This window comes from uncultured Intestinimonas sp., from assembly GCF_944387725.1.
Taxonomy (GTDB): Bacteria; Bacillota; Clostridia; order Oscillospirales; family Oscillospiraceae; genus Intestinimonas.
This window is the reverse complement of the sequence record NZ_CALXGA010000002.1, coordinates 61,993-82,074: the sequence shown is the minus strand read 5'-3', so window position 1 is coordinate 82,074 and position 20,082 is coordinate 61,993. Positions and strand designations below refer to the sequence as shown.

Below are 20,082 nucleotides of genomic sequence, written 5' to 3'. Positions count from 1 at the left end.
GACAACAAGCCCTTTGCTTTCAAGGTCAGCTCCTTGTTGCGTAAGTGGTGGTTGCTCATTACGGTATATCCCGTGTTCCGTTCCACTCTGAAAACTGCCATAGCTTATCAGCTCCTTTGCTGTGGATTTGTTACGCAGTAGAACGCGGATTTTGAGGGGAAAGGTATCTTTCCCTTGCTTCCCCGGTTCCGCGCTCTGGAAGCCTTATATATCAAGGCTCTTTCTGCCCCTACTGCGTAACATGAGGGCATAAAAAAAGCGGCGTTCCTGTTCTTCCGGGGTGGAAGTGGGAAACGCCGCCTTTGCGGTTCAATATTCAGTTGTAGGAAAAAGCAGCTTGTCCTATCTCATGTATTATCTTCATTTTGAGGTATAGCAGCAGATAGGGCGGCTCATGCCTATGTCCTGCAAATGTTCTGATTGATAGTGACTTTCCAAAAGTGCTGAATTTGTGGGCTTTCCGCGCCTTTGGAATTTTACTACAATCTTCCCGGTTTGCTTCACCGAAGCGCTGGAAGTGTACCACTTCCCGCTCCCGGAGGAAGCGGATGACGTCGGTGACGTCGGGATCGTCGCAGAGCCGGAGGATGTTGTCGTAGGTCACGCGGGCCTTCTGTTCGGCGGCCAGGTCTTCGGTCAGATCGCAGATGACATCGCCCTTCACGCCGATGCTCGCCGCACTCCAGGGAAACCCAGAGGCTGCCGTAGGGTAGACGCCGGTTGTATGGTCCACAAAGTAGGGGGCAAAGGAGCTGTTCTTTCGGACCTCCTCATCCGTGAGATTGCGGGTGAGCTGGTGGACGATGGCACCGATCATTTCCAGGTGCCCCAGTTCCTCGGTACCTACATCGGCTTCAAAATGGACCCCGGGGCAGAAGGGGGGCCCAGCGACCCCTCTTAGCCGCCTTTACTCACTGGAGGTGGCGAAAAGCGGCGCCCTTCAGGAGGACGAGCGCGTCTGGCGGGTGGACGTGTGCGTGGCGCTGCCGGAGCGGTAACGGAGGGCAGCACCCAAGTATTATAAAAACCGTCAAGGCAGCCGCGCCTTGACGGTTTGTCGCTGTGCGGAGGCAACAGAAGAGGGGCCCCGCCGCCTGGTGAACTGGCGCCAACACTTTAAGCCACGGCAGAGAAGGGGGGCTGCCCGCCCTGGGTTGGGTCAAGGGCCGGCTGCTCCTGCGCCGCCCGGGTGCTGGTACGGGTGGTGCCGCCGGATATATAGGGCTTTCCACATTCCGGGCAAATGGCCGTGTGGTAGGTGACCGACTGGGAGACAACCTCCCGGCCCTCACGCTGAGCCTTGGCCTGCTCCCGGACCACATGCTCCCGCTCATGACCCCGGACGGCGGCGGCCGCCTGCTCGGGGGCGATATTGGTGGGGGTCTTGAAGGAGACCCCGGGATCGTTGGAGCCGTCCTGATACTTCCGCTCCTGACAAGTCTGGCATTTGCTCTCTTCCATGACCTCCTGGGCGGATTTGGAGCCCTCGATCTCCGCCTCCAGCTCCTCGGGGCTGAGATACTGGATGCGGCCGCGCACCGCCATCTCCACCGGGTCGGCGCCCTCCTGGAACTGGAAAGGCATCGAGCCAGTCAGCCTGACAGCGCTGGGCTGGTCCCGGCTCACGGCGGGGGAAGCCGTCACCGGGGTCACCGCCTGGTCCGTGCCCCTGGGCTGGGCACGGGAGACAATGGAGATCCGGCCGGCAGCGGCAGACCGCCCCCAACTGACGCCGGATAGGCCAAAAGTAACTGCGGACAGACCGATCATATTTTCTGCGCCTCCTTCTCGGGCCGATGGAATCCGAACCGTTTTCTGCTTGAAGATGTCTCTATTATATCATAAAACCGGCTCTACACAAGAGCGGAACAGAAATTTTCTCCATTTTTTCTGGATGGACGGCGCAAGTCCCACTGCATGGCAAAGCCGGGGCGGAAAACCGCCCCGGCCAATGATTTCACCTTGATGGAAAATGAGCGCTGCGCCGCGGCCCGTGCGTAGATCACCAGACCATGCCAATGAAGCACTGGCAGGCCAGGAAGAGGACGCCGCCGGTGACCAGAGGCGCCAGGGGACCGGTCCGGCCTGAGGAGAGCCGCTCCCGGAGCGTGGTAAAGAGGAAGGTCAGGACCAGGAAAGCGGCTCCCCCCACTGCGGCCAGCCGCACCGCCTCTCCGCCGGCGGTGATCCCGGCGCCAAAGGGGAGAAGGCCGAAGGTGAGCGCCCCCAAAAGCCCAATCATGCCCCAGTCCCTCAGGGGGGCGTCTTTTACCAGGTAGCACTCCAGAACCAGGGCGAGGAGGGCCAGGGCGGCCACCGCAGGCAGGCTCACCACGGGGAAGATCGCGCCGGGGAGAAAGACCCGGCACAGCAGGCCGGCCAGACTGGCCAGCCCAACGACAGCGGCCAGAAGGATGTTCAGCGTATAACTTTTCTGCATGGACTCAACCTCCCCACTCTGTGGCGCCGGAGCTCACGTCCGCCCCGGTGACAAATGCGGAAGCGGAGTTGACGGCGTTGGCCACCGCCCTGGAGGTGACGGTTGCCCCGGTGATGGCGTCCATCGTTTCCCCCACCGTCAGATCGCCCTGGCTCCACACCAGCTGGGATAGGAACTCTGCGTCGGAGAGGGCCTCCATCCCCAGGCCGAAGGTCTCCTCCATGTCCCGGACCACAGCGCCCACCACGGCGCCCTGGAGGTCCACCGCCACCAGCATGGTGATGTCCCCGGCGTAGCCGGAGGTGACGGTCTCCACGATATAGCCCGTCGTTCCCCGGTAGATTTTGGAGATGTTGACGTCTTCGCCGGAATAAGACTCCTCTACATAAGGACCGCCACCAGGCAGCAGGGTCTGAAAGATGGACTCCTGTTCGGCGGCGGCGTTTTCCGCGCCCAAAGGGGCCAGGGCGGTGGAGAGGGCCAGCAGGATCAGGAACGCGGCCGCGATCACAACAACAGCCCATGTAAGGGATTTCTCTCTCATCCGGCCTCGCCTCCTTTCTGGACGCCGAAGCGCACCGGGGGCAGGAACTTGTCCAGTGCCCAGGCGCAGGCATTCATCAGCAAAATGGCGTAGGTGACGCCCTCCGGATAGAGGCTGTGATAGCGGAAGAGGATGGTCAGGGCTCCGCAGCCGATCCCATAGACCAACTGGGCCCTGGGGAGGGCGGGGGAGGTAGCATAGTCTGTGGCCATGAAGAAGGCCCCCAGCACCAGGCCGCCGCCCATCAGGCTGTAGAGCATCCAGCTCAAGGGCTCCTGTCCACGGGGGAACACCAAGGTGAGGAAGGCCACGGTGCCCAGATAGGCGGCCGGGATGCGCCAGGAGATGACCTTCCGCCAGATCAGGAAAGCGCCCCCCAGAAGCAGGGCCAGGGTGGAGACCTCACCGATGCACCCGCCGATGCTGCCCAGAAACATGTCGGCCAGAGAGGCATCAGGCAGGGAGGGCATCACCATACTGTGGAGCGGGGTGGCCGAAGTTACGCCATCTGCCGCCATAGAGAGGAGGGGCAGCTCCGCGCCCACAGAAGTATAGCGGGTCAGGCTGGCAGGCCACAGCAGCAGGAGCAGAGCCCGGGCGGCCAGGGCAGGATTGAAGATGTTCTGGCCCAGGCCGCCGCCCAGGGCCTTCACCACGACGATGGCGAAGACGCCCCCTACCGCAGCCATCCAATAGGGCGTGGTGGCAGGCAGCGTCAGGGCCAGCAGCAGTCCGGTGACAGCCGAGGAGCCGTCCAGCACGGAGCCCGGTCCCTTGGTGACGCTCAGAAAAACCCATTCCGAGACTATGCAGGCCGCCACAGTCACCAGGACCAGGGCCAAGGCCCTGGGGCCGAAAAACCAGACGCCGGCCAGCAGGGTGGGGAGGAGGGCCAGAAGCACGGTCCCCATGAGGCGGCGGGTGGTTTCCCCGCTGCGGATGTGGGGGGAAGAGGAAGTGATCAGCTTCAAGAGGCATTTCCCTCCTTCCAGGTCTGCTTGGCCGAACGGAACCGCTCCACTAGAGGGAGCTGTCCGGGACAGACGTAGGAGCAGCAGCCGCATTCGATGCAGTCGGAAACATGGAGCGCATCCAGGGCGGCCAGGTCCCCCACAGCCTCATAGCGATAGAGGTACAGGGGCTGGAGGTGCATAGGACAGGCCTCCACGCACTTGCCGCAGCGGATGCATACCGGCCGGGCCGGGGCAGGGGCATCCTGGGTGAGACAGAGGACGGCGTTGGTGCCCTTGAGCACAGGGACCGAGAGGTCGCCCTGGGCGGCGCCCATCATGGGGCCGCCCATGATGACCTTGCAGGTGTCCTCCGTCAGGCCGCCGGCGGCGGCGAGGACATCCTCATAGGAGGTGCCGATGCGGACGATGAGATTTTTGGGCTCCCGGACCCCCTCTCCGGTAACGGTGACCACCCGGCGGGTGATGGGCTCTCCGTCAAAGACCGCCCGGCAGATGGCGGCCACAGTCCCGGCGTTGAACACCCCGCAGCCCACCGAGATGGGCAGCTTCCCAGGGGGGACCTGACGGCCGGTGACGGCCTGGATCAGCTGCTTCTCCGCGCCCTGAGGGTAGCGGGTGGGCAGGACCGCCAGCTCCACCTGGGAATAGGCCTCCAGGCAGCGGCGGACGGATTCGATGGCCTGGACCTTGTTGTCCTCCACAGCCAGCACCACCCGGTCGGGCTGGAGAATGGCCCGCAGCACGGAGGCGCCCCGGAGCACCTGCTCCGGGACACTGCACAGAAGAGCGTCGTCCGCAGTGATGTAGGGCTCACATTCGCAGGCGTTGATGAGGACGGTGTCCACCCGTCCGGCGGCGCTGACGGCTTTGATATCGGTGGGGAAGGTGGCGCCGCCCATGCCCACGATGCCGGCCTCCCGGATGATGGAGAGCAGGTCATCCGGGGAGAGCCCCTCCAGGGTCTGGCGGGGGAGAAGGGTATGGCCGGGCGTATCTTGACCGTCATTCTCCAGGACCGCCGAGAGGACCGGCCGGCCGGAGGGATGGGGACGGGGCTCCAGAGCCAGGACCCGGCCGGAAACCGAGGCGTGGACTGTGGCGCTCAGCCCCTCGGCGTCCCCGATCTTCTGCCCCAGGCGCACAGGATCGCCGGGCTTTACCAAGGGAGTGCAGGGCCTGCCGATATGCTGAAGCATGGGGATGACCACTTGCGCGGGGGCGGGCGCGGGAGCAAGGGGGGTGCCGCGGGAGAGCTCCTTGCGGCCCTCTGGATGGACGCCGCCCCAGAACAGATGTCTCATAGGTTCACCTCTTTGTCAGGATCAGAGCTCCCATGAGGGAGCGTCTGGCTAGGGCTTGTTTGGAAAATAGCAACGTGTCCAGCAGCGAGGGATTTTGGCCGCTGGCAAGCAATTTTTTCGCAGGAATCCTGGCGGATTTCAAGGAAAAATTGCGCCGTCCAGGGGACAAAAGACCCGCCGGTTGGGCATGTTGACAATTTTCAAACAAGCCCTAGGTACGGATCAGGTCGGAAAAGCCGTCGCTGTAGAAGATCTGCCCCGAGGCGTCCACCCACATGGCCTGGGCATCCCAGCGGTCCAGGAGGGCCTGTCCCTCCTCCAGCGGGAGGGTGAACAGCGCGGTGGAGAGGGCGTCGGCCAGGCCGGAGCCGGCACATACAATCGTCACCGAGCGCCAGCGGGAGGCGGGAAACAGGGTGGAGGGGTCGATGATATGGTGGTAGCGGACGCCGTCTACCGTGTAGTATCGCTGGTAGTCGCCGCTGGTCACCACCGAGCCCTGGCTGACCGCCAGGGTGTGCAGGAAGTCCTCGTTGTCCCCGTCCGGGGACTGGATGCCCACCACCCAGGGCTGTCCATTCGCCTTGGGTCCGGTGGCCCGGACATTTCCCCCCACACTGACCAGCAGACCGGCGGGAGCCTCCCGGCAGACCTGCTCCACGGCGTAGCCCTTAGCGATGGCGCCCACGTCCAGCTGGGTCTCCGGGTCTGTGATCTGAACCGTGGATGTGTCCTCGTCAATGACCACGGCGGAGAAATCCATATGGAGGGCGGCCTCTTCCAGTGCAGCCTGATCGGGGAGGACGGCGTTTTCTGGGTCAGTAATCCCCGCCTCCCGGGCCTCGTGCCAAAGGGAGAGGACGCTGCCCATGGCGGCGTTTACCCTGCCTTCGGTCTCGGCGTAGACCTCTTGGCAGAACAGCAGCAGATCCAGGATGGGCCGCTCCACCTTGACCGGCGCTCCGCCTGCGGCATCGTTGACCGTTTTCAAATTGGCTACGCCCGGGTATTCATTATAAATGTCGTAGAGCTGGTGATACTTCTGGAGTCTGTCATAGAGGTCCTGGGCAATGGCCTGAAAGGCCGCCTCGTCCGGGGCATAGCCCTTGATGACGGTGACCGTATCGAAGAGGGTTAGGAAGGTGGCCTCGTACCGGGTGAGGGCAGGGGAGGGGGAGGCCGCCTGCTCACCAGCGCATCCGGACAACAGAAAAAAAGTCAGCAGCAGACAGAGGAGCCGCCTCATGCCTTATGTAGCCTTGGCCACCAGGGTCTGGAAATCCCCGATGGAGACGGTAACAGAGGCCGCCAAATCGGCGTCGGCCGCCTTTCCGTCCTCGGTGACGGCAATGCCGCTGACCTCTGCTGGGGTCTTTCCCGTGACGTAGGCGGCAAAGCCGGCGGCCTGCTCATACCACTCCCTGCCGATGGAGCTGGCCGCCCGCATCCCGTAGTCATCCCCCAGCTGGTTCTTGGAGGCCTGCGGGAGGGCGAGATCGGTAGTGATCTGGCCGGAGGCGTCAAAGTTCACATTGGCCTGAACCGCGTCGATGACCATGCTGGTGATGGTGTCCCCACGCATGGTAACAGCACCCACCGTGGCGTAGGCCTGGGCCAGGCCATCCTCTCCGGCGGAGGCGTTTTTGCTGCCGGCCAGACTGGTGGTGGAGGTAAGTACCAGGGCGTCCCCCTTGCTGGCTCCCAGGTACTGGGCATTGGCCACAGCCTGCCGGATGCCCTCCAGATAGCCGCCGATGGACATGGTGACAGAAGCCGCCAAATCGGCGTCAGCCGCCTTCCCGTCCTCCGTGACAGCGATGCCGGTCACTTGGTCGATGGTCTTTCCCACCACATAGTCAGCCAGAGCCTGGGCCTGCTCGTTCCACTCTTTCCCGATCGAGCTGGCAACGGCCATGCCGTAGTCCGTGCCGAGCTCATTCTTGGAGCGCACGGGAACGGTAAGGTCAGAGAGCATCTGACCACTGGCGTCAAAGTTCACTTTGGATTGAATGGCGTCGATGGCACAGGCGTCAATGACGCCGTCCTCACCCACAGTGACCGCAATTAAAGTGATGTCGGCCTGGGCCAGTCCATCTCCCCCGGCGGAGGCGCTGGCGCTGCTGCCCACGGAGGTGACGAGGGAGAGGCCGGTCTTGACAGAGCCTCCAGCGCCCTCTGCGGGGGTGGAGGCCGGGACGGCGGGCGTCTCGACGGGCGCGTCCGATGGTGTCTGGGGAGGGACGGCCACCACAGCGGTGGTTCCACAGCCTGCCAGTATGCCAAAGCCCATAGCCAGGGACAGGATGCCTGCGGATAGTTTTTTCATGCGCATGGTACATTCCTCCGGTTTAGTGTGAGGTTGGACAGTCCGTTATCTCTCAAGGCAAAGAGAACCGTGCCCTCAGAAAGATTGCTGCTCTGAAAGCGCTGCTGTCATGTCATGTTGGCGTAATATAGATAAAATACATCCAGTATTACTGGCGATATTATACCAAATCCAAGCCCTTTGCGCAACAGATAAAATCGCGAACCGATAGATAATCCTGACGCCAAAAGCTTCTGTAAAGCGCCGTTTTCAGGTCATTTTTGGCGGTAGTCCCGCTGGGATATTAAAATATGCGGCAATCTGCTGCAAAAAGTTCTAATATCGCGTAAAAGCCGAAGATGTTCGAGAAAGCCTTGGAGCCATTCCAATATTTTCAGAAAAAGGAGGTAAAATATACCTTATATGTCATGATGCGGAGGAGAGACAATGACAGGAACCATGTACGGATATATACGGGTATCCACCAAAGACCAGAATGAGGCCCGGCAGCTGGCCGCCATGAAGCAGTTCGGCGTCGCGGAGGATCACATGGTGGTGGAGAAGCAGTCCGGGAAGGACTTCCAGCGGCCGCGCTATCAAAAGCTGCTGCAGCGCCTGCGGCCCGGGGACGTGCTGGTGGTCAAGAGCATCGACCGGCTGGGCCGCAACTACACGGAGATCTTGGATCAGTGGTCCTATCTCACCAAAACCCGGAACGTGGCCATTGTGGTGCTGGACATGCCCCTGTTGGACACCCGCCAGGGGCGGGATTTGACCGGGACACTGATCTCCGACATTGTGCTCCAGCTCCTCAGCTATGTGGCGGAGACGGAGCGCCAAAACATCCGCCAGCGGCAGACGGAGGGGATTGAGGCGGCTATGAAGCGCGGAATTCGCTTCGGCCGGCGGCCCCTGGCCATGCCCCAGGGCTTTGACGGCCTGGCCGCCGCCTGGAAGCAGGGGGAGATCTCCTCCCGGGCCGCTGCGGAAAAACTGGGCGTCTCCTATCAGACCTTCCTGCGCCGGGCGAAAGAGCACGGCGTCTGTTCCGCTTCATAGACAGGCTTGCAAACATCAGCGGGAATCCCCCTTTTCGCGGGGATTCCCGCTTTTCCGTGTGCATATCCTGTCCCACGTTTCCCAATGCTCCGCCAAAAAACGTTCCTTCCGGCCGCATGAGCGAGCGGTTATATGCCGGAAAATATATTTTTATAAGATTCTGATGAGAACAAAAATTTTTTAGAAAGATGCTTATCTTTCCGGGAAAACGGCCGATAAAGCTATTGAACGGTAGGAGGGGACTTTGGAGACCCTCTGTAACCGCCGGGGGAGACCCCGAAGCCAGAAAACGGGCCATGCCCGCGTGTTCAGCATCCTCTCTCTGGTTTCACCCGGCCGACGGGCCGGTGAAATATGTTCCGTGCCAAGGGGTCCCGGCCAGTCCGGCCGGATGTTCGGGATCAGGCGGCGCTCCACGACCTGTGCTGGGGCCAAAGGATGGGCCCCGTCACACTAATCAGATTTTACAGGAGGATTTATCATGCGCATTCAACACAATATTATGGCGATGAATTCCTATCGCAACTACAACAACAACACCAGCGCCCTGTCCAAGAACCTGGAGAAGCTGAGCTCCGGCTACAAGATCAACCGCGCCGGCGACGACGCCGCCGGCCTGGCCATCTCCGAGAAGATGCGGGCCCAGATCACCGGCCTGAACAAGGCCCAGGACAACGCCAACGACGGCATCTCCCTCATCCAGACCGCCGAGGGCGCCCTCACCGAGGTCCACGACATGCTCAACCGCATGGTGGAGCTGGCCATGCAGTCCGCCAACGGCACCTACGAGGAGTTTGACCGGGAGCAGCTCCAGAAGGAGGTGGAACAGCTCACCGCCGAGATCGACCGCATCTCCGAGTCCGCCAACTTCAACGGCATGAAGCTGTTCAACGGCGATCTGGCGACCACAGCCCTTACGCTTCAGATCGGCGATGCCCCCTCTGACCAGCTGGGCTTCACCCTCGGGAATATGGGTGCTGCTTCTCTGGGCATTGCAACAAATAGTATGTCCATCGAAACTGCTGCCAGCGCCAACGAGGCCATCTCCCTCGTCAAGGCGGCCATCAATTCGGTCTCCGACGTCCGCGGCATGCTGGGCGCCATGCAGAACCGCCTGGAGCACACGGTGAACAACCTGTCCGTCATGGAGGAGAACATCCAGAACGCCGAGTCCCGCATTCGGGACACCGACGTGGCGGAGGAGATGATGTCCTACGTCAAGAACAACATCCTCATCCAGTCCGCCCAGGCCATGCTGGCCCAGGCCAATCAGGTGCCTCAGGGCGTTCTCCAGCTGCTCCAGTAAGCGGCTCCTTATCATCTCTGATGATTGCATTCCCGATGGCAGGAGGGGCTGGTCCTTCGGGACCGGCCTCTTTCCTTGCCCGGCGAACATCCGCCGGGCAAGGAAAGGGAGATCCTCCAAAGACGGAAAGGAGTGAACGCCGTGGAACAGCCCCTGCTCTCCATTGGTATGATTGTAAAAAATGAGATCCGGTGCATTGAAAAGTGCCTGAGGGCCCTCCAGCCCCTGCGGGAGGCCATTCCCTGCCAGCTGGTGATCGCCGACACCGGCTCCGGAGACGGCACCCGGGAGGTGGCCGCCCGCTATGCCGATACCTTCTTTGACCTCCCCTGGGAAAACGACTTCTCCGCCGCCCGGAACGCGGTGCTGGACCGCTGCACGGGAAAGTGGTTTCTCTCGGTGGACGCCGACGAGTATCTGGACGAGGCATTCGGCCAGCTAACGGACTTCCTGACGGACTCCCTCCAGGCGGAGACGGCGGAATTCGCCCTCATCACGGTGAGCAACTTTACCGACCAATCCCTGGACAAGGACACGGCCGCCTCCTTTCTGGGGGCGCGCATGGCCCGGCTCCGGCCCGGCCTGCGCTATCTGGGGAAGATTCACGAGCATTTCCCGGTCCGCTCGGACTCTCAGGTGGCACTGCTGGGGGGGGTGGTCCTATGGCACGACGGCTACGCCTATGCCAGCCTGGAGCAGCGGCGGAACAAGGCCCGGCGCAACATGGCCCTTCTCCGGGCGGAGCTGGCCGAGACCCCCGAGGATCCCCTTCTGCTCGTCCAGTGTGTGGAGTCCTGCGACGACCCGGAGGAAAGGCTGAGCTACATCCGGCGGGGGCTGGAGGCCATCCGCGCCGGAGCCCCGGGCTGGGAGTACCAGGGCGCCAGCCTGCTCCGTTACGCCCTCCGTCTGGCCGTGACCATGGGGCTTCCGGAGACGGAGGAGTGGGCCCAGCTGGCCTTTCAGCGCTTCTCCCACACCGCCGTGGTCCAGATCGACGTCAACGCCATCCTGTGCGACTATTACCGGAAGCTCTTCCAGTGGAAGCAGGTGCTCCAGTACGCCGACGCCTATTGGGAGGCCATCCAGAAGCTGGACCGGGGGGAGTTCCCGGTCAAAGAGTTTGCGCTGATTTACCTGACCTGCGACGCCCAAGCCAGGCGGGAGGTGCTGGCCTTCTATCAGGCGGAGGCCTGCCACCGCCGGGGGGTGGATGTCCTTGCCCTGCGGGTGCTGCAGATGATCCCACTGGAGACCATTACGCCCCAGAACCTGGGTGGCCTGGTGGATCTGCTGGCCCAGATGGACGAAAAGACCAACGTGGATTCCCTCTTTCTCCCCGCCGCCCGGAGGATTCTCCTGGAGGAGCCGGACACCCAGGTGGAGTGGCGCAGGCGGGAGGCCCTGCGCGCCGCCCTGGACGGGCTCCTCCAGGACCAGGACCCCCGGGTTCCCTGCCCCTATGGCCTTATTGAAAAGCTGGAGGACCCGGTCTATGCCCCCGCCGCCGCCATCCTGGAGAGCGCCTCCCCCGAAGAGGCGGCCCGGGAGGCCGGGCGCATCCAGGACTGGCGGCGGGTCCCCCTGCCCGTGCTGAAAAAGCTGGCGGAGCTGGACCTGGCCATGCCCGTCCAGGCCCTGGACAGCATGGACTTCGAGGGTATCTGCCGGATTTCCGCCTATCTGCCTAAGGAGCTGGAGCAGCCTGTGGAGCAGATTCTCTCCCTGGCGGAGCAGCTGCCTGACGGCCACCCCGCCGCCCCCGTCTGGCGCTTCCAGCTCCTCAGCGGCCTGTGCGCCTGGTTCCAGTGGAAAAACCAGGCCCAGGCGGAGCGGCTCTACGCCGCCTTCTGCGCTGCCGCGCGGAGCTATCTGGCCGTAGCCTATCCGGCGGAATCCCTTCAGCCGGAGCGCATGGCGGCAAGCCTGCCCCAGAACTGCCGGCTGGGCGCGGCCTGCGTCCGGGCAGAGGAGCAGACGGAGGCCGGGGACCTGCACGGCTGTGTGGAGACCCTGCGGGAGATGCTGGACCTGGCCCCTGGACTAAAGGAGATGGTGCGCTTCCTCTCCGGCCGGCTGGAGGAAATCGGCCTGCAGGTGCAGATTGCCTCCAACCTGAGCCCTGAGCTGGTGGCCATGGCAAAGCAGATTCGGGACATGCTCTCCCGCTGCCCTGCGGACGATCCCCAGGTCTTTCTCCTCAAAAGCAGCGAGGCCTATCAGAAGATGAAGTTCCTCATCGAAGACCCGATCCTGGACAGCCTTTGATCTGAGAAAAGGAGGGGCGGTATGAAAGTTGTCATCCTGGCGGGGGGGCTGGGCACCCGCATCAGTGAGGAGAGCCATCTGCGGCCCAAGCCTATGATTACCATCGGCGACCAGCCAATTTTATGGCATATTATGAAGTATTACTCCTGCTTTGGCTTCCAGGAGTTTGTCATCTGCTGCGGCTATAAGGGCTACATGATTAAGGAGTACTTTGCCGACTATTATCTCCACCGCTCCGATGTGACCTTTGACTTTACTTTGGGCAACCAAATGACGGTCCACAGCAATGTGGCCGAACCCTGGCGGGTGACGTTGGTGGACACCGGCCTCAACACCCAGACTGGGGCTCGTGTGAAGCGGGTGGAGAAGTATATCGGGGGCGAACCCTTTATGCTCACCTACGGCGACGGGGTCAGCGACGTGGACCTGAGTGCGCTCTTGGAGCAGCACCGGGCCTCCGGTAAACTGGCCACTCTCACAGGCATCCAACCAGGAGGCCGTTTCGGTGTGTTGGATTTGGACGAGCAGGGGAATACCGTGACCGGCTTCCGGGAGAAGGCCAGTGAGGACGGCGGCTGGATCAACGGCGGCTTCATGGTCATGGAGCCGGAGGTCTTCCATTATCTCAGCGCCGACGAGGGCTGCGTTTTGGAGCGGGAGCCCATGGAGACTTTAGCGTCAGAGGGCAAGCTGGGGGTTTACAAGCACGAGGACTTCTGGCAATGCATGGACACCCAGCGAGATAAATACCGTCTGGAAGAGCTGTGGAATACTGACCACGCGCCTTGGCGGATTTGGACAGGCTAACCAGTGTAAGTGAAAAGTGAGATATAATGACTACCAAAGGGGATTTGCATGAAGGCGAAGGTTGAGGGTGGCTATGACCACAATCGGCAGAAATTGGCCGATATTGTTCCATTGGATGCGCCGTTTACGGTGTTTATTGCTTCTACACAGATATGTAATTTCCGTTGTTTTTACTGTACGCACAGCCATAAGGGAGAAGACAATATCCACCTACATGCTGTACATATGGAAGACGCCACATTTGAAGCAGTTGTGAATCAGCTTCAGAAATTTCCAAAAGTGGGGCGGATTCTGTTTACCGGTCTGGGAGAGCCGCTTGCGAATCCAAAGATTCCGAGTATGATCCATAGGTTGAAGCAGGTGGGAGTTACAGATCGAATTGAAATTGTGACAAACGCATCTCTTCTCACGCATGAAATGACCGATCGGCTGTTAGATGCCGGCTTAACCTATCTGCGGGTATCTCTGCAGGGATTGTCCAGCGAAAAGTATCAGGAAGTAGCTGGTGTTTTCCTTGATTTTAATAAATTGGTGGATAATATTCGATATTTTTATGAGAAAAAAGATGACTGTAAACTATATGTAAAAATTATGGATGCATGCTTGGAATCTCCCGAGGATGAGCAAATATTTTATAAGATATTCGGGGATATCAGTGATCAGGTGTATGTGGAGCATATTGTTAAGGCACAACCGCAGATGTTGGACCAATATAGTAAAAATGTTACGTCTGAGCGTACGTTTTTTAATGAACCGGCAGAGCCCCGGCGGATCTGCCCATTCTTATTTTACACCTTGCAAATTGATGCGGATGGGAATGTATTTCCCTGCCCTCCGCTGGGCTTTCCGGAGAGCTTTTCTCTGGGCCATGTCCACAGCACAACACTGCACGATATATGGTTTGGTGAGAAGCTGTATGATTTACAAATGCTGCACCTAAACGGCAGACGCAGCCAACACCCGGTATGTGGTAATTGTCAAAATTATCTGTGCTTTACGCCTGAGGAAGATAATTTAGACCTTTCTGCGGATGAAATTCGAAAGCGTCTGGAGGCGCGCGGCCATGTCTGAACGGAAGCCTTTCACCGGGGTGGATGACCGGGTGTGTCTGGCAGAGGCGGTGCCGCTGGATACCCCTTTTACCCTGAACTTATTTCCATCCAATATATGTAATTTCTGTTGCAATTACTGTGCGCAAAGTCTCGGTGCGGCGCGTATGCAGCGGGAATATGGCATTAGACTTGAGCTTATGCCGATGGCAGTCGTGGAACATATTGCGGAACAGGTCTGTGAATTCCCCGGGAAAATCAAGCTGGTCTCCATGATGGGGCATGGTGAGCCGCTTTGCAATCCGGAACTGCCAGAGATGATTCGGCTGTTGAAAACAAAGGCCGGGGATAAAATCGGACGGATTGATGTCATCACAAATGCCTCGCTGCTGACGCCGGAATACAGTCAGGCGTTGATCGACGCAGGTTTGGATGTTCTGCGTGTATCCTTACAGGGTATTTCTGACCAGTCTTATGTGGATACATGCGGCGTTAAATTAAATTTCCAGGCATTTTATGATAACCTCGCATGGTTTTATGCGCACAAGGGAAGTTGCAAGGTATATGTCAAAACGATGGATGTGTCTCTGCATCCTGGGGAAGAGGAGCGGTTTTACCAGTTGTTTGACGCAATCTCAGACCGTGTCTATGTAGACCAGGTTAAGCCGGTCTACGATACAGTGTCCTATACGGAGCAGCAGCGGGATATTTCGGTTGACCGCTATGGACAAGCCCATGCACACCGCTTTGTCTGTCCGCAGCCTTTTTATATGCTCAGTGTGTGGCCGGACGGCACAGTTACTCCTTGTGATGCGCTGTATCACGCCAGCCCGTTGGGAAATGTAAAGACACAGAGCCTGCTGCGGATGTGGGATTCAGACGTGCATAAAAAGTTCTGCCGAATGCAGTTAGAGGGAAACCGTGCGCTCGATCCCTCATGCAGCCGCTGTTGCGCACCGGATGATGTAGTTCATGAGAGCGACGTGCTGGACGGGGCCGCAGAACAACTTTTGAAGGAATTTTAATGGGGAGACCAACTATGGAAAAACAGGCGGAAGTCATCACGATCAACACAGACGCCGGTACTACACCGCAGGTGACAGGCAGCCTGATCGAAGGGCGTAAAAATGTGGTATCGTCGCTGGACAACTTTTATGAGGCAAAGGTGACGATTTATGTACAGGCTTACAATCGCCTGGAAAAAACAAAGGCGTGTATTGAGAGCATTCTGAAATATACAGGAGACATAGACTATGAGCTATTTCTGGTAGACAATGGCTCTACCGATGAGACACTGGCCTATTTTAAGGAGGTTCCCTATCCAAAAAAGCGCATCCTGCATATTACAAAAAATGTTGGCGCAATGTTTCCCAATTTGTTGTTGTCTATTTATCAGCTCGCACCATTTGCAGTATTTTTAGGAAACGATATTATTGTAACTTCTGGATGGCTCTCCAACCTTATCCGCGGTATGGAAGAGGACAAACGAATTGGTATGGTGTGCCCGGTATCTTCCAATGTCAGTAACTTTCAGCAGATAAATCTGCCCTTTTCGAATTTGGAAGAGATGCAGCAGCAGGCGGCGGTCTTTAATCGTCCAGACACCTCGAAATGGCAGGAGCGTCTTCGACTAGTAACACCAGCGACTGTTTACCGTATGGAGTGCTTGATGGCTGTTGGATTGCCGCTGGCCGATGTGGGATTCTTCCACGACTTTGCAGATGATGATATCGCTTTCCGTGTTCGGCGGGCCGGGTACAAGGCTATGCTGGCCGGCGACACTTGGATACATCACAATCATGATCTCAGCCATGGGGAGGGCAAAGATCCAGAGCAGTTTCGCCAGTCACTGTCCATTGGGCGGAACAATTTTATGGAGAAATACCAAGGGGTGGACGCCTGGGACGATGTAAATAACTTTTGGATCGACGTCCTGGATGATCTCCCCCCAACTGGAGGAGATGGCCAGAAGCGGATTTTAGGGGTAGACACCCGCTGTGGCACTCCAATCTTAGATGTAAAAAATCGCCTGCGGTCCATGGGGTTTCGCAATACGGAACTGTCTGCCTTTACAGAGGAATCGAAATATCAGGCGGATCTAAACACCGTCTGCGACGGGGTTGTGGCTTGTGACCGGGAAGAGTTTTTTGGCCGGCAGTATCCGACGGGATATTTTGACTATGTGGTGGTGGATAAGCCGCTGAACCGCTTCCATGAACCACAGTTTATTTTGGATGAAGCTGTCCGTCTGCTGAAACCGGATGGCATTCTGTTGTTCACTCTGCTCAATACATTCAGTTTCCGGGAATATCTATTTTGCCGGGGCGATCATAGGTACTATAATCCCCAGTTTGCGTACAACATTCCAATCGACATCTTGCAGAAGACAGTATATACCTTTGGAAAAATCCTGTTTACTAAGTCTCGTATGCACAATATAGACGGGGCCTCGCAGGAATATCTCCTTTCCACGCTGCCTGACCGGAATGCCCTGCCATTGCTTTTAGTGGATACCTATGTCATGGGTGTCCAGAAAACCGGGAATTAAGTATAGAGGAAGTTATATGAAACTCCTACATATTACAGCGCACATGGGCGGGGGGATTGGCCGTACCATCAGTGGTTTGGTGGTGAATGAGACCGAAAACCGACACAGAGTTCTTTGTCTCCAGCGTCCAGAACGCGATCACTTCGTCCGGCAGTGTATGGAGGGAGGCACACAGGTGATCTGCCAGCCGGGTCCAGACCAGCTTGCACAAGCAGTGGGCGAGGCTGATGTGTGTATTCTGCACTGGTGGGGACATCCAGCGATGGCGGAACTGCTGGCACATTTTCCTCCAATCCCAACGAGATGTATCCTTTGGAACCATGTCAATGGCCTGTACTACCCTTGGCTCTCACCATTGCTGCTGGAACCAGCCAGCCGGGTATTTCTCACCTCGCCGTGCAGTTCTGATGTAGAAGAGTGGACAACGGAGCAGCGGCAGAAACTGCTTTTAGAAAAAACAGATGTGGTGTTCGGGTTGGGGGATCTCTCCAAGTTTATACCAGTCCGAAAGAAAAGGGACCCTGCCGCGCCCATTCGTGTAGGTTATGTGGGCAGCTTCGTCAAGAGCAAAATTCATCCGCAATTTGTACGCATTTGTGCGTGGATTCTGGGGGCATGTCCACACATCCAGTTTGTTTTGGCAGGTGATCCAAGGGAGTATCAATGGATTGCCGATTCAGCCAGGGCGATGGGCATTTTTGACGCATTTATATTTACTGGATATGTGGAGGATGTGCCTGAACTGCTGAATTCCTTGGATATTTTTATGTATCCTCTCAATAAGACCCATTTCGCAACCACAGAAAATTCTATTTTAGAGGCCATGGCCATGGAACTGCCTGTGGTATTGTTGAACCAGTCTACTGAACGGACAATCGTGACACATCAGGAGAATGGAATCCTTGCAGAAAATACTAAAGATTTCGCGGAATGGGTGTGTATGTTAGCGGAAGATCCAGATTTGCGCTTCCATTTAGGGTGGGAGGCCCGAAAGTCTGTTATCAGTCGGCGCAATATTGGTGACAATATAAAAAATTTTTTGAACGGCATATATTGTGCCGCAGATCAGGCAAAAAAACGTCTGATTTGGCCAAATTATGCAAACTGCGAACCATGGCAGTGGTTTTTGAATTCCGTCCGCCCGGATATGGCGCTGGCATTTATGAAAGCCAAAGACGGCCACTGGGAGCCCTTTCAAAAGCTTATGAATGAAATGCCCGTCTTTCGGGAGCCCAGCAAAGGTTCGGTTCCCCATTTCAGCCGGACCTTTCCGAATGATCCCGTCCTCTCCCAATGGAACGCAGTCATTAACAGAATGAACAATGAGGGATAACCGATGAATTGGGAACAGATGAAAGACCGTATTTCATCCCAAACCATTTCCCAGGCCATACAACAGCTTCCGGATCGGCTTCTGATCTATGGCGCCGGCGCCTTTGGGCAGGAACTTTTCACGCTGCTCAGTCAGGAAGGACATCCGGTCATGGGCTTTTTGGACGCCAACGCGGAAGATGGAGCGGCATTATTTGGCCTACCTGTTTGGAATCTGCAAAATGTGCCGCAAGCTATCAAAGATATTACGCCGCTGGTGCTGTTTTCCATTGTGATGGACTGTACCGAACGGGTTCATGCTATGGAAGTCATTCATAAAACAGGTTTCCAGCATATCAGAGAGGCGCAGTCCCTGCGCTGCCTGATGGTGGAGCCGGATGACCGGTCAACAAACGAGTCTTTGCAGGAATATTACGCTGTCCGCTGGCGTAGAATTCAAAGCGCAGCCACACGATTCCATGAGCCGAAGAGCAGACAGATATTCTGGAATAATTTAGAGGCTCATATGGCCAGAGACTATTCAGGCTGCACACTGGAAGATCCCTTGGGAAGGCAGTACTTTCCGGAGGATATTCCCTGGAAGAGACATACCCATGTGATAGATTGCGGCGCCTATATTGGAGATACGGCCCAGCAGTTTTTACAGCTGGAAGGGCCGCTGGCCCAGTATACTGGATTTGAGCCAAATCAGAGTAATTTCGCGCGTCTCGCCAGCTTTTGCCGGGAAAACAGGGAAAAACTGGGGGCAATCACCCTCTTTCCATGCGGTGTTGGAGGATTTACCGGACCGGTATCCTTCCAGACTGGGACTGGGTCTGGCCGGATTACTCAGACCGGGGGGGAGGTGGTCACTTGCATTGCTCTGGACGATGCGCTGAAAAACCACTCCGTTGATCTGATTAAAATGGACATAGAGGGGACGGAATTGCGGGCGCTTATGGCGGCCAAGGAGATGATTACTCAGTACACCCCCGACTTGGCAGTCTGTGTCTACCATCATATAAACCATTTATGGGACATCCCTTTGCTTTTGCATGGTTGGGACTTAGGATATACGTTTTATCTGAGATGCTATAACGCATGCACAATGGAAACCGTCTTATATGCCACAGCCGACAGTTCAGGGAGGAAAGGCACATGATTTATAATAAGCGACTAGAGTTAGGTGAGCAAATCCCCCTGAGCGGGCCCTTTTCCCTGCATATATTCCCAGCGTTTTATTGCAACTTTCGGTGTAATTACTGCCTGTACAGTTTATCAGAGGAAGCCCTGGCGGAAAAGCAGTTCCATCGCCAAATGATGGACTTTTCTGTGTACCAAAAGGCAATCGATGACGCTCTGCAATTCGTGCACAAATTGAAGGCTCTCATTTTTGCTGGCCACGGGGAACCGCTGATCCATCCGAGAATTGCCGATATGGTGGCCTATGCCGAGCAAAAAAATGCCGCAGAGCGAACAGAGATTGTGACAAACGGCTCGTTGCTGACACCGGAACTCTCTGACGCCCTCATTGCAGCCGGGCTCAAGCGGCTTCGCGTCTCCATCCAGGGCACTGATGCCGGCCAATATGAAAAAACCTGTGGTGTGACGGTGGATTTTGAAAAGCTAGTGGAGAATCTAGGCTATTTTTACCACCATAAACGGGATACTGAGGTCTGCATCAAAATTATCGACTGTGCACTGGACGGCGAGGATGGGGAGAAGAAATTCCGGCGGATTTTCTCTCCCATCGCGGATATTACCGCGATTGAGTACGCGATCCCATTTGTGAAAGAAATTGATTATTCCAATTTAAATTCGCTGTCCGGGCGATGCAAGCAGGGGAATCTTCGGCATTCCACCATCTGTGCTATGCCCTTTTATATGCTTGTTGTATATCCAGACGGACAAGTCTGCCCCTGCTGTTCCACCGATGTGCCATGTTTTTGGGGGAGTGTGCAGGATGCTTCTCTGCTGGACATTTGGAACAGCGGTACGCGGAAAGAGTTCCTGAAACAGCAACTGGACGGCGTCCAGGGGATTCCGGTCTGTGGACAGTGCAGTGTGCCTGCGTTTGGGCTGCAAGATGGGGACTATTTGGATCCCTATGTACAGCAGCTCAAGTCCAAATTTCAATGACCACTTGACAGGATGAATTCCGGAGGGAAAA

At 57.5% G+C, this 20,082-nt stretch carries 17 protein-coding genes and 2 pseudogenes; 10 read left to right on the top strand and 9 right to left on the bottom strand.

Features of this window, described 5'->3' with window-relative positions; genetic code table 11:
* The 9 genes and pseudogenes from Q0K09_RS00780 to Q0K09_RS00740 all read right to left on the bottom strand — a co-directional run.
* Positions 1–101 (bottom strand): annotated as a pseudogene (locus Q0K09_RS00780) (helix-turn-helix domain-containing protein); the annotation flags it as partial.
* Positions 102–499: 398 nt separating this feature from the next.
* Positions 500–850, bottom strand: a pseudogene (locus Q0K09_RS00775) (manganese catalase family protein); the annotation flags it as partial.
* A 266-nt stretch (positions 851–1,116) separates the two neighbouring features.
* The gene (locus Q0K09_RS00770) at positions 1,117–1,770 is read right to left on the bottom strand and encodes a hypothetical protein (RefSeq protein ID WP_294471650.1); all 654 of its coding nucleotides are present in this window, start codon (positions 1,768–1,770) and stop codon (positions 1,117–1,119) included.
* A gap of 232 nt (positions 1,771–2,002) precedes the next feature.
* A complete protein-coding gene (locus Q0K09_RS00765; protein ID WP_294471648.1) occupies positions 2,003–2,440 on the bottom strand; it encodes a hypothetical protein in 438 nt (145 codons plus the stop codon).
* Between the two features lie 4 nt (positions 2,441–2,444).
* Complete coding sequence (locus Q0K09_RS00760; protein WP_294471644.1) at positions 2,445–2,984, bottom strand: FMN-binding protein; 540 nt, start codon at positions 2,982–2,984, stop codon at positions 2,445–2,447.
* On the bottom strand, positions 2,981–3,955 hold the full coding sequence (locus Q0K09_RS00755) for an RnfABCDGE type electron transport complex subunit D (RefSeq protein WP_294471641.1): 975 nt from the start codon (positions 3,953–3,955) through the stop codon (positions 2,981–2,983). Before Q0K09_RS00755 ends, Q0K09_RS00760 begins: the two co-directional genes overlap by 4 nt.
* Positions 3,952–5,259 (bottom strand): electron transport complex subunit RsxC, encoded by a 1,308-nt coding sequence (gene rsxC, locus Q0K09_RS00750; protein ID WP_294471638.1) that lies wholly within the window; start codon positions 5,257–5,259, stop codon positions 3,952–3,954. Before rsxC ends, Q0K09_RS00755 begins: the two co-directional genes overlap by 4 nt.
* A 211-nt stretch (positions 5,260–5,470) precedes the next feature.
* Positions 5,471–6,505, bottom strand: coding sequence for an FAD:protein FMN transferase (locus Q0K09_RS00745; protein WP_294471635.1), 1,035 nt, complete (start codon positions 6,503–6,505; stop codon positions 5,471–5,473).
* A 3-nt stretch (positions 6,506–6,508) separates the two neighbouring features.
* Entirely contained in the window at positions 6,509–7,591 is a 1,083-nt protein-coding gene (locus tag Q0K09_RS00740; RefSeq protein ID WP_294471632.1) for a hypothetical protein, read from the bottom strand.
* A gap of 420 nt (positions 7,592–8,011) precedes the next feature.
* Here Q0K09_RS00740 and Q0K09_RS00735 point away from each other — a divergent pair, with 420 nt between their 5' ends.
* The 10 genes from Q0K09_RS00735 (at position 8,012) to Q0K09_RS00690 (ending at position 20,051) form a co-directional block, all read left to right on the top strand.
* Positions 8,012–8,623: a recombinase family protein gene (locus Q0K09_RS00735; RefSeq protein ID WP_294471629.1), complete on the top strand. Its 612-nt coding sequence runs from the start codon at positions 8,012–8,014 to the stop codon at positions 8,621–8,623.
* A gap of 481 nt (positions 8,624–9,104) precedes the next feature.
* On the top strand, positions 9,105–9,929 hold the full coding sequence (locus Q0K09_RS00730; RefSeq protein ID WP_294471626.1) for a flagellin: 825 nt from the start codon (positions 9,105–9,107) through the stop codon (positions 9,927–9,929).
* A gap of 141 nt (positions 9,930–10,070) precedes the next feature.
* A complete protein-coding gene (locus Q0K09_RS00725) occupies positions 10,071–12,197 on the top strand; it encodes a glycosyltransferase (protein WP_294471624.1) in 2,127 nt (708 codons plus the stop codon).
* Positions 12,198–12,218: 21 nt separating this feature from the next.
* Complete coding sequence (gene rfbF / locus Q0K09_RS00720; protein ID WP_294471622.1) at positions 12,219–13,004, top strand: glucose-1-phosphate cytidylyltransferase; 786 nt, start codon at positions 12,219–12,221, stop codon at positions 13,002–13,004.
* Positions 13,005–13,052: 48 nt separating this feature from the next.
* Positions 13,053–14,075, top strand: a complete 1,023-nt coding sequence (locus Q0K09_RS00715) for a radical SAM/SPASM domain-containing protein (RefSeq protein ID WP_294471620.1) — start codon at positions 13,053–13,055, stop codon at positions 14,073–14,075.
* Positions 14,068–15,078: a radical SAM/SPASM domain-containing protein gene (locus Q0K09_RS00710; RefSeq protein ID WP_294471618.1), complete on the top strand. Its 1,011-nt coding sequence runs from the start codon at positions 14,068–14,070 to the stop codon at positions 15,076–15,078. The genes Q0K09_RS00715 and Q0K09_RS00710 overlap by 8 nt, the downstream gene beginning before the upstream one ends.
* 14 nt (positions 15,079–15,092) lie before the next feature.
* Positions 15,093–16,601, top strand: coding sequence for a glycosyltransferase (locus Q0K09_RS00705; protein WP_294471615.1), 1,509 nt, complete (start codon positions 15,093–15,095; stop codon positions 16,599–16,601).
* 16 nt (positions 16,602–16,617) lie between these two features.
* Entirely contained in the window at positions 16,618–17,934 is a 1,317-nt protein-coding gene (locus Q0K09_RS00700; RefSeq protein WP_294471613.1) for a glycosyltransferase family 4 protein, read from the top strand.
* Positions 17,935–17,937: 3 nt separating this feature from the next.
* The gene (locus Q0K09_RS00695; RefSeq protein ID WP_294471608.1) at positions 17,938–19,074 is read left to right on the top strand and encodes an FkbM family methyltransferase; all 1,137 of its coding nucleotides are present in this window, start codon (positions 17,938–17,940) and stop codon (positions 19,072–19,074) included.
* Entirely contained in the window at positions 19,071–20,051 is a 981-nt protein-coding gene (locus Q0K09_RS00690; RefSeq protein ID WP_294471605.1) for a radical SAM protein, read from the top strand. Before Q0K09_RS00695 ends, Q0K09_RS00690 begins: the two co-directional genes overlap by 4 nt.
* Positions 20,052–20,082 lie beyond the last annotated feature (31 nt).

Bases quoted from the DNA above. Each gene is read 5' to 3' on its own strand.
- Q0K09_RS00770 (WP_294471650.1), bottom strand. From the start codon at position 1,770: ATGATCGGTCTGTCCGCAGTTACTTTTGGCCTATCCGGCGTCAGTTGG.
- Q0K09_RS00765 (WP_294471648.1), bottom strand. From the start codon at position 2,440: ATGCAGAAAAGTTATACGCTGAACATCCTTCTGGCCGCTGTCGTTGGG.
- Q0K09_RS00760 (WP_294471644.1), bottom strand. From the start codon at position 2,984: ATGAGAGAGAAATCCCTTACATGGGCTGTTGTTGTGATCGCGGCCGCG.
- rsxC (WP_294471638.1), bottom strand. From the start codon at position 5,259: ATGAGACATCTGTTCTGGGGCGGCGTCCATCCAGAGGGCCGCAAGGAG.
- Q0K09_RS00745 (WP_294471635.1), bottom strand. From the start codon at position 6,505: ATGAGGCGGCTCCTCTGTCTGCTGCTGACTTTTTTTCTGTTGTCCGGA.
- Q0K09_RS00740 (WP_294471632.1), bottom strand. From the start codon at position 7,591: ATGCGCATGAAAAAACTATCCGCAGGCATCCTGTCCCTGGCTATGGGC.
- Q0K09_RS00735 (WP_294471629.1), top strand. From the start codon at position 8,012: ATGACAGGAACCATGTACGGATATATACGGGTATCCACCAAAGACCAG.
- Q0K09_RS00730 (WP_294471626.1), top strand. From the start codon at position 9,105: ATGCGCATTCAACACAATATTATGGCGATGAATTCCTATCGCAACTAC.
- rfbF (WP_294471622.1), top strand. From the start codon at position 12,219: ATGAAAGTTGTCATCCTGGCGGGGGGGCTGGGCACCCGCATCAGTGAG.
- Q0K09_RS00715 (WP_294471620.1), top strand. From the start codon at position 13,053: ATGAAGGCGAAGGTTGAGGGTGGCTATGACCACAATCGGCAGAAATTG.
- Q0K09_RS00710 (WP_294471618.1), top strand. From the start codon at position 14,068: ATGTCTGAACGGAAGCCTTTCACCGGGGTGGATGACCGGGTGTGTCTG.
- Q0K09_RS00705 (WP_294471615.1), top strand. From the start codon at position 15,093: ATGGAAAAACAGGCGGAAGTCATCACGATCAACACAGACGCCGGTACT.
- Q0K09_RS00700 (WP_294471613.1), top strand. From the start codon at position 16,618: ATGAAACTCCTACATATTACAGCGCACATGGGCGGGGGGATTGGCCGT.
- Q0K09_RS00695 (WP_294471608.1), top strand. From the start codon at position 17,938: ATGAATTGGGAACAGATGAAAGACCGTATTTCATCCCAAACCATTTCC.
- Q0K09_RS00690 (WP_294471605.1), top strand. From the start codon at position 19,071: ATGATTTATAATAAGCGACTAGAGTTAGGTGAGCAAATCCCCCTGAGC.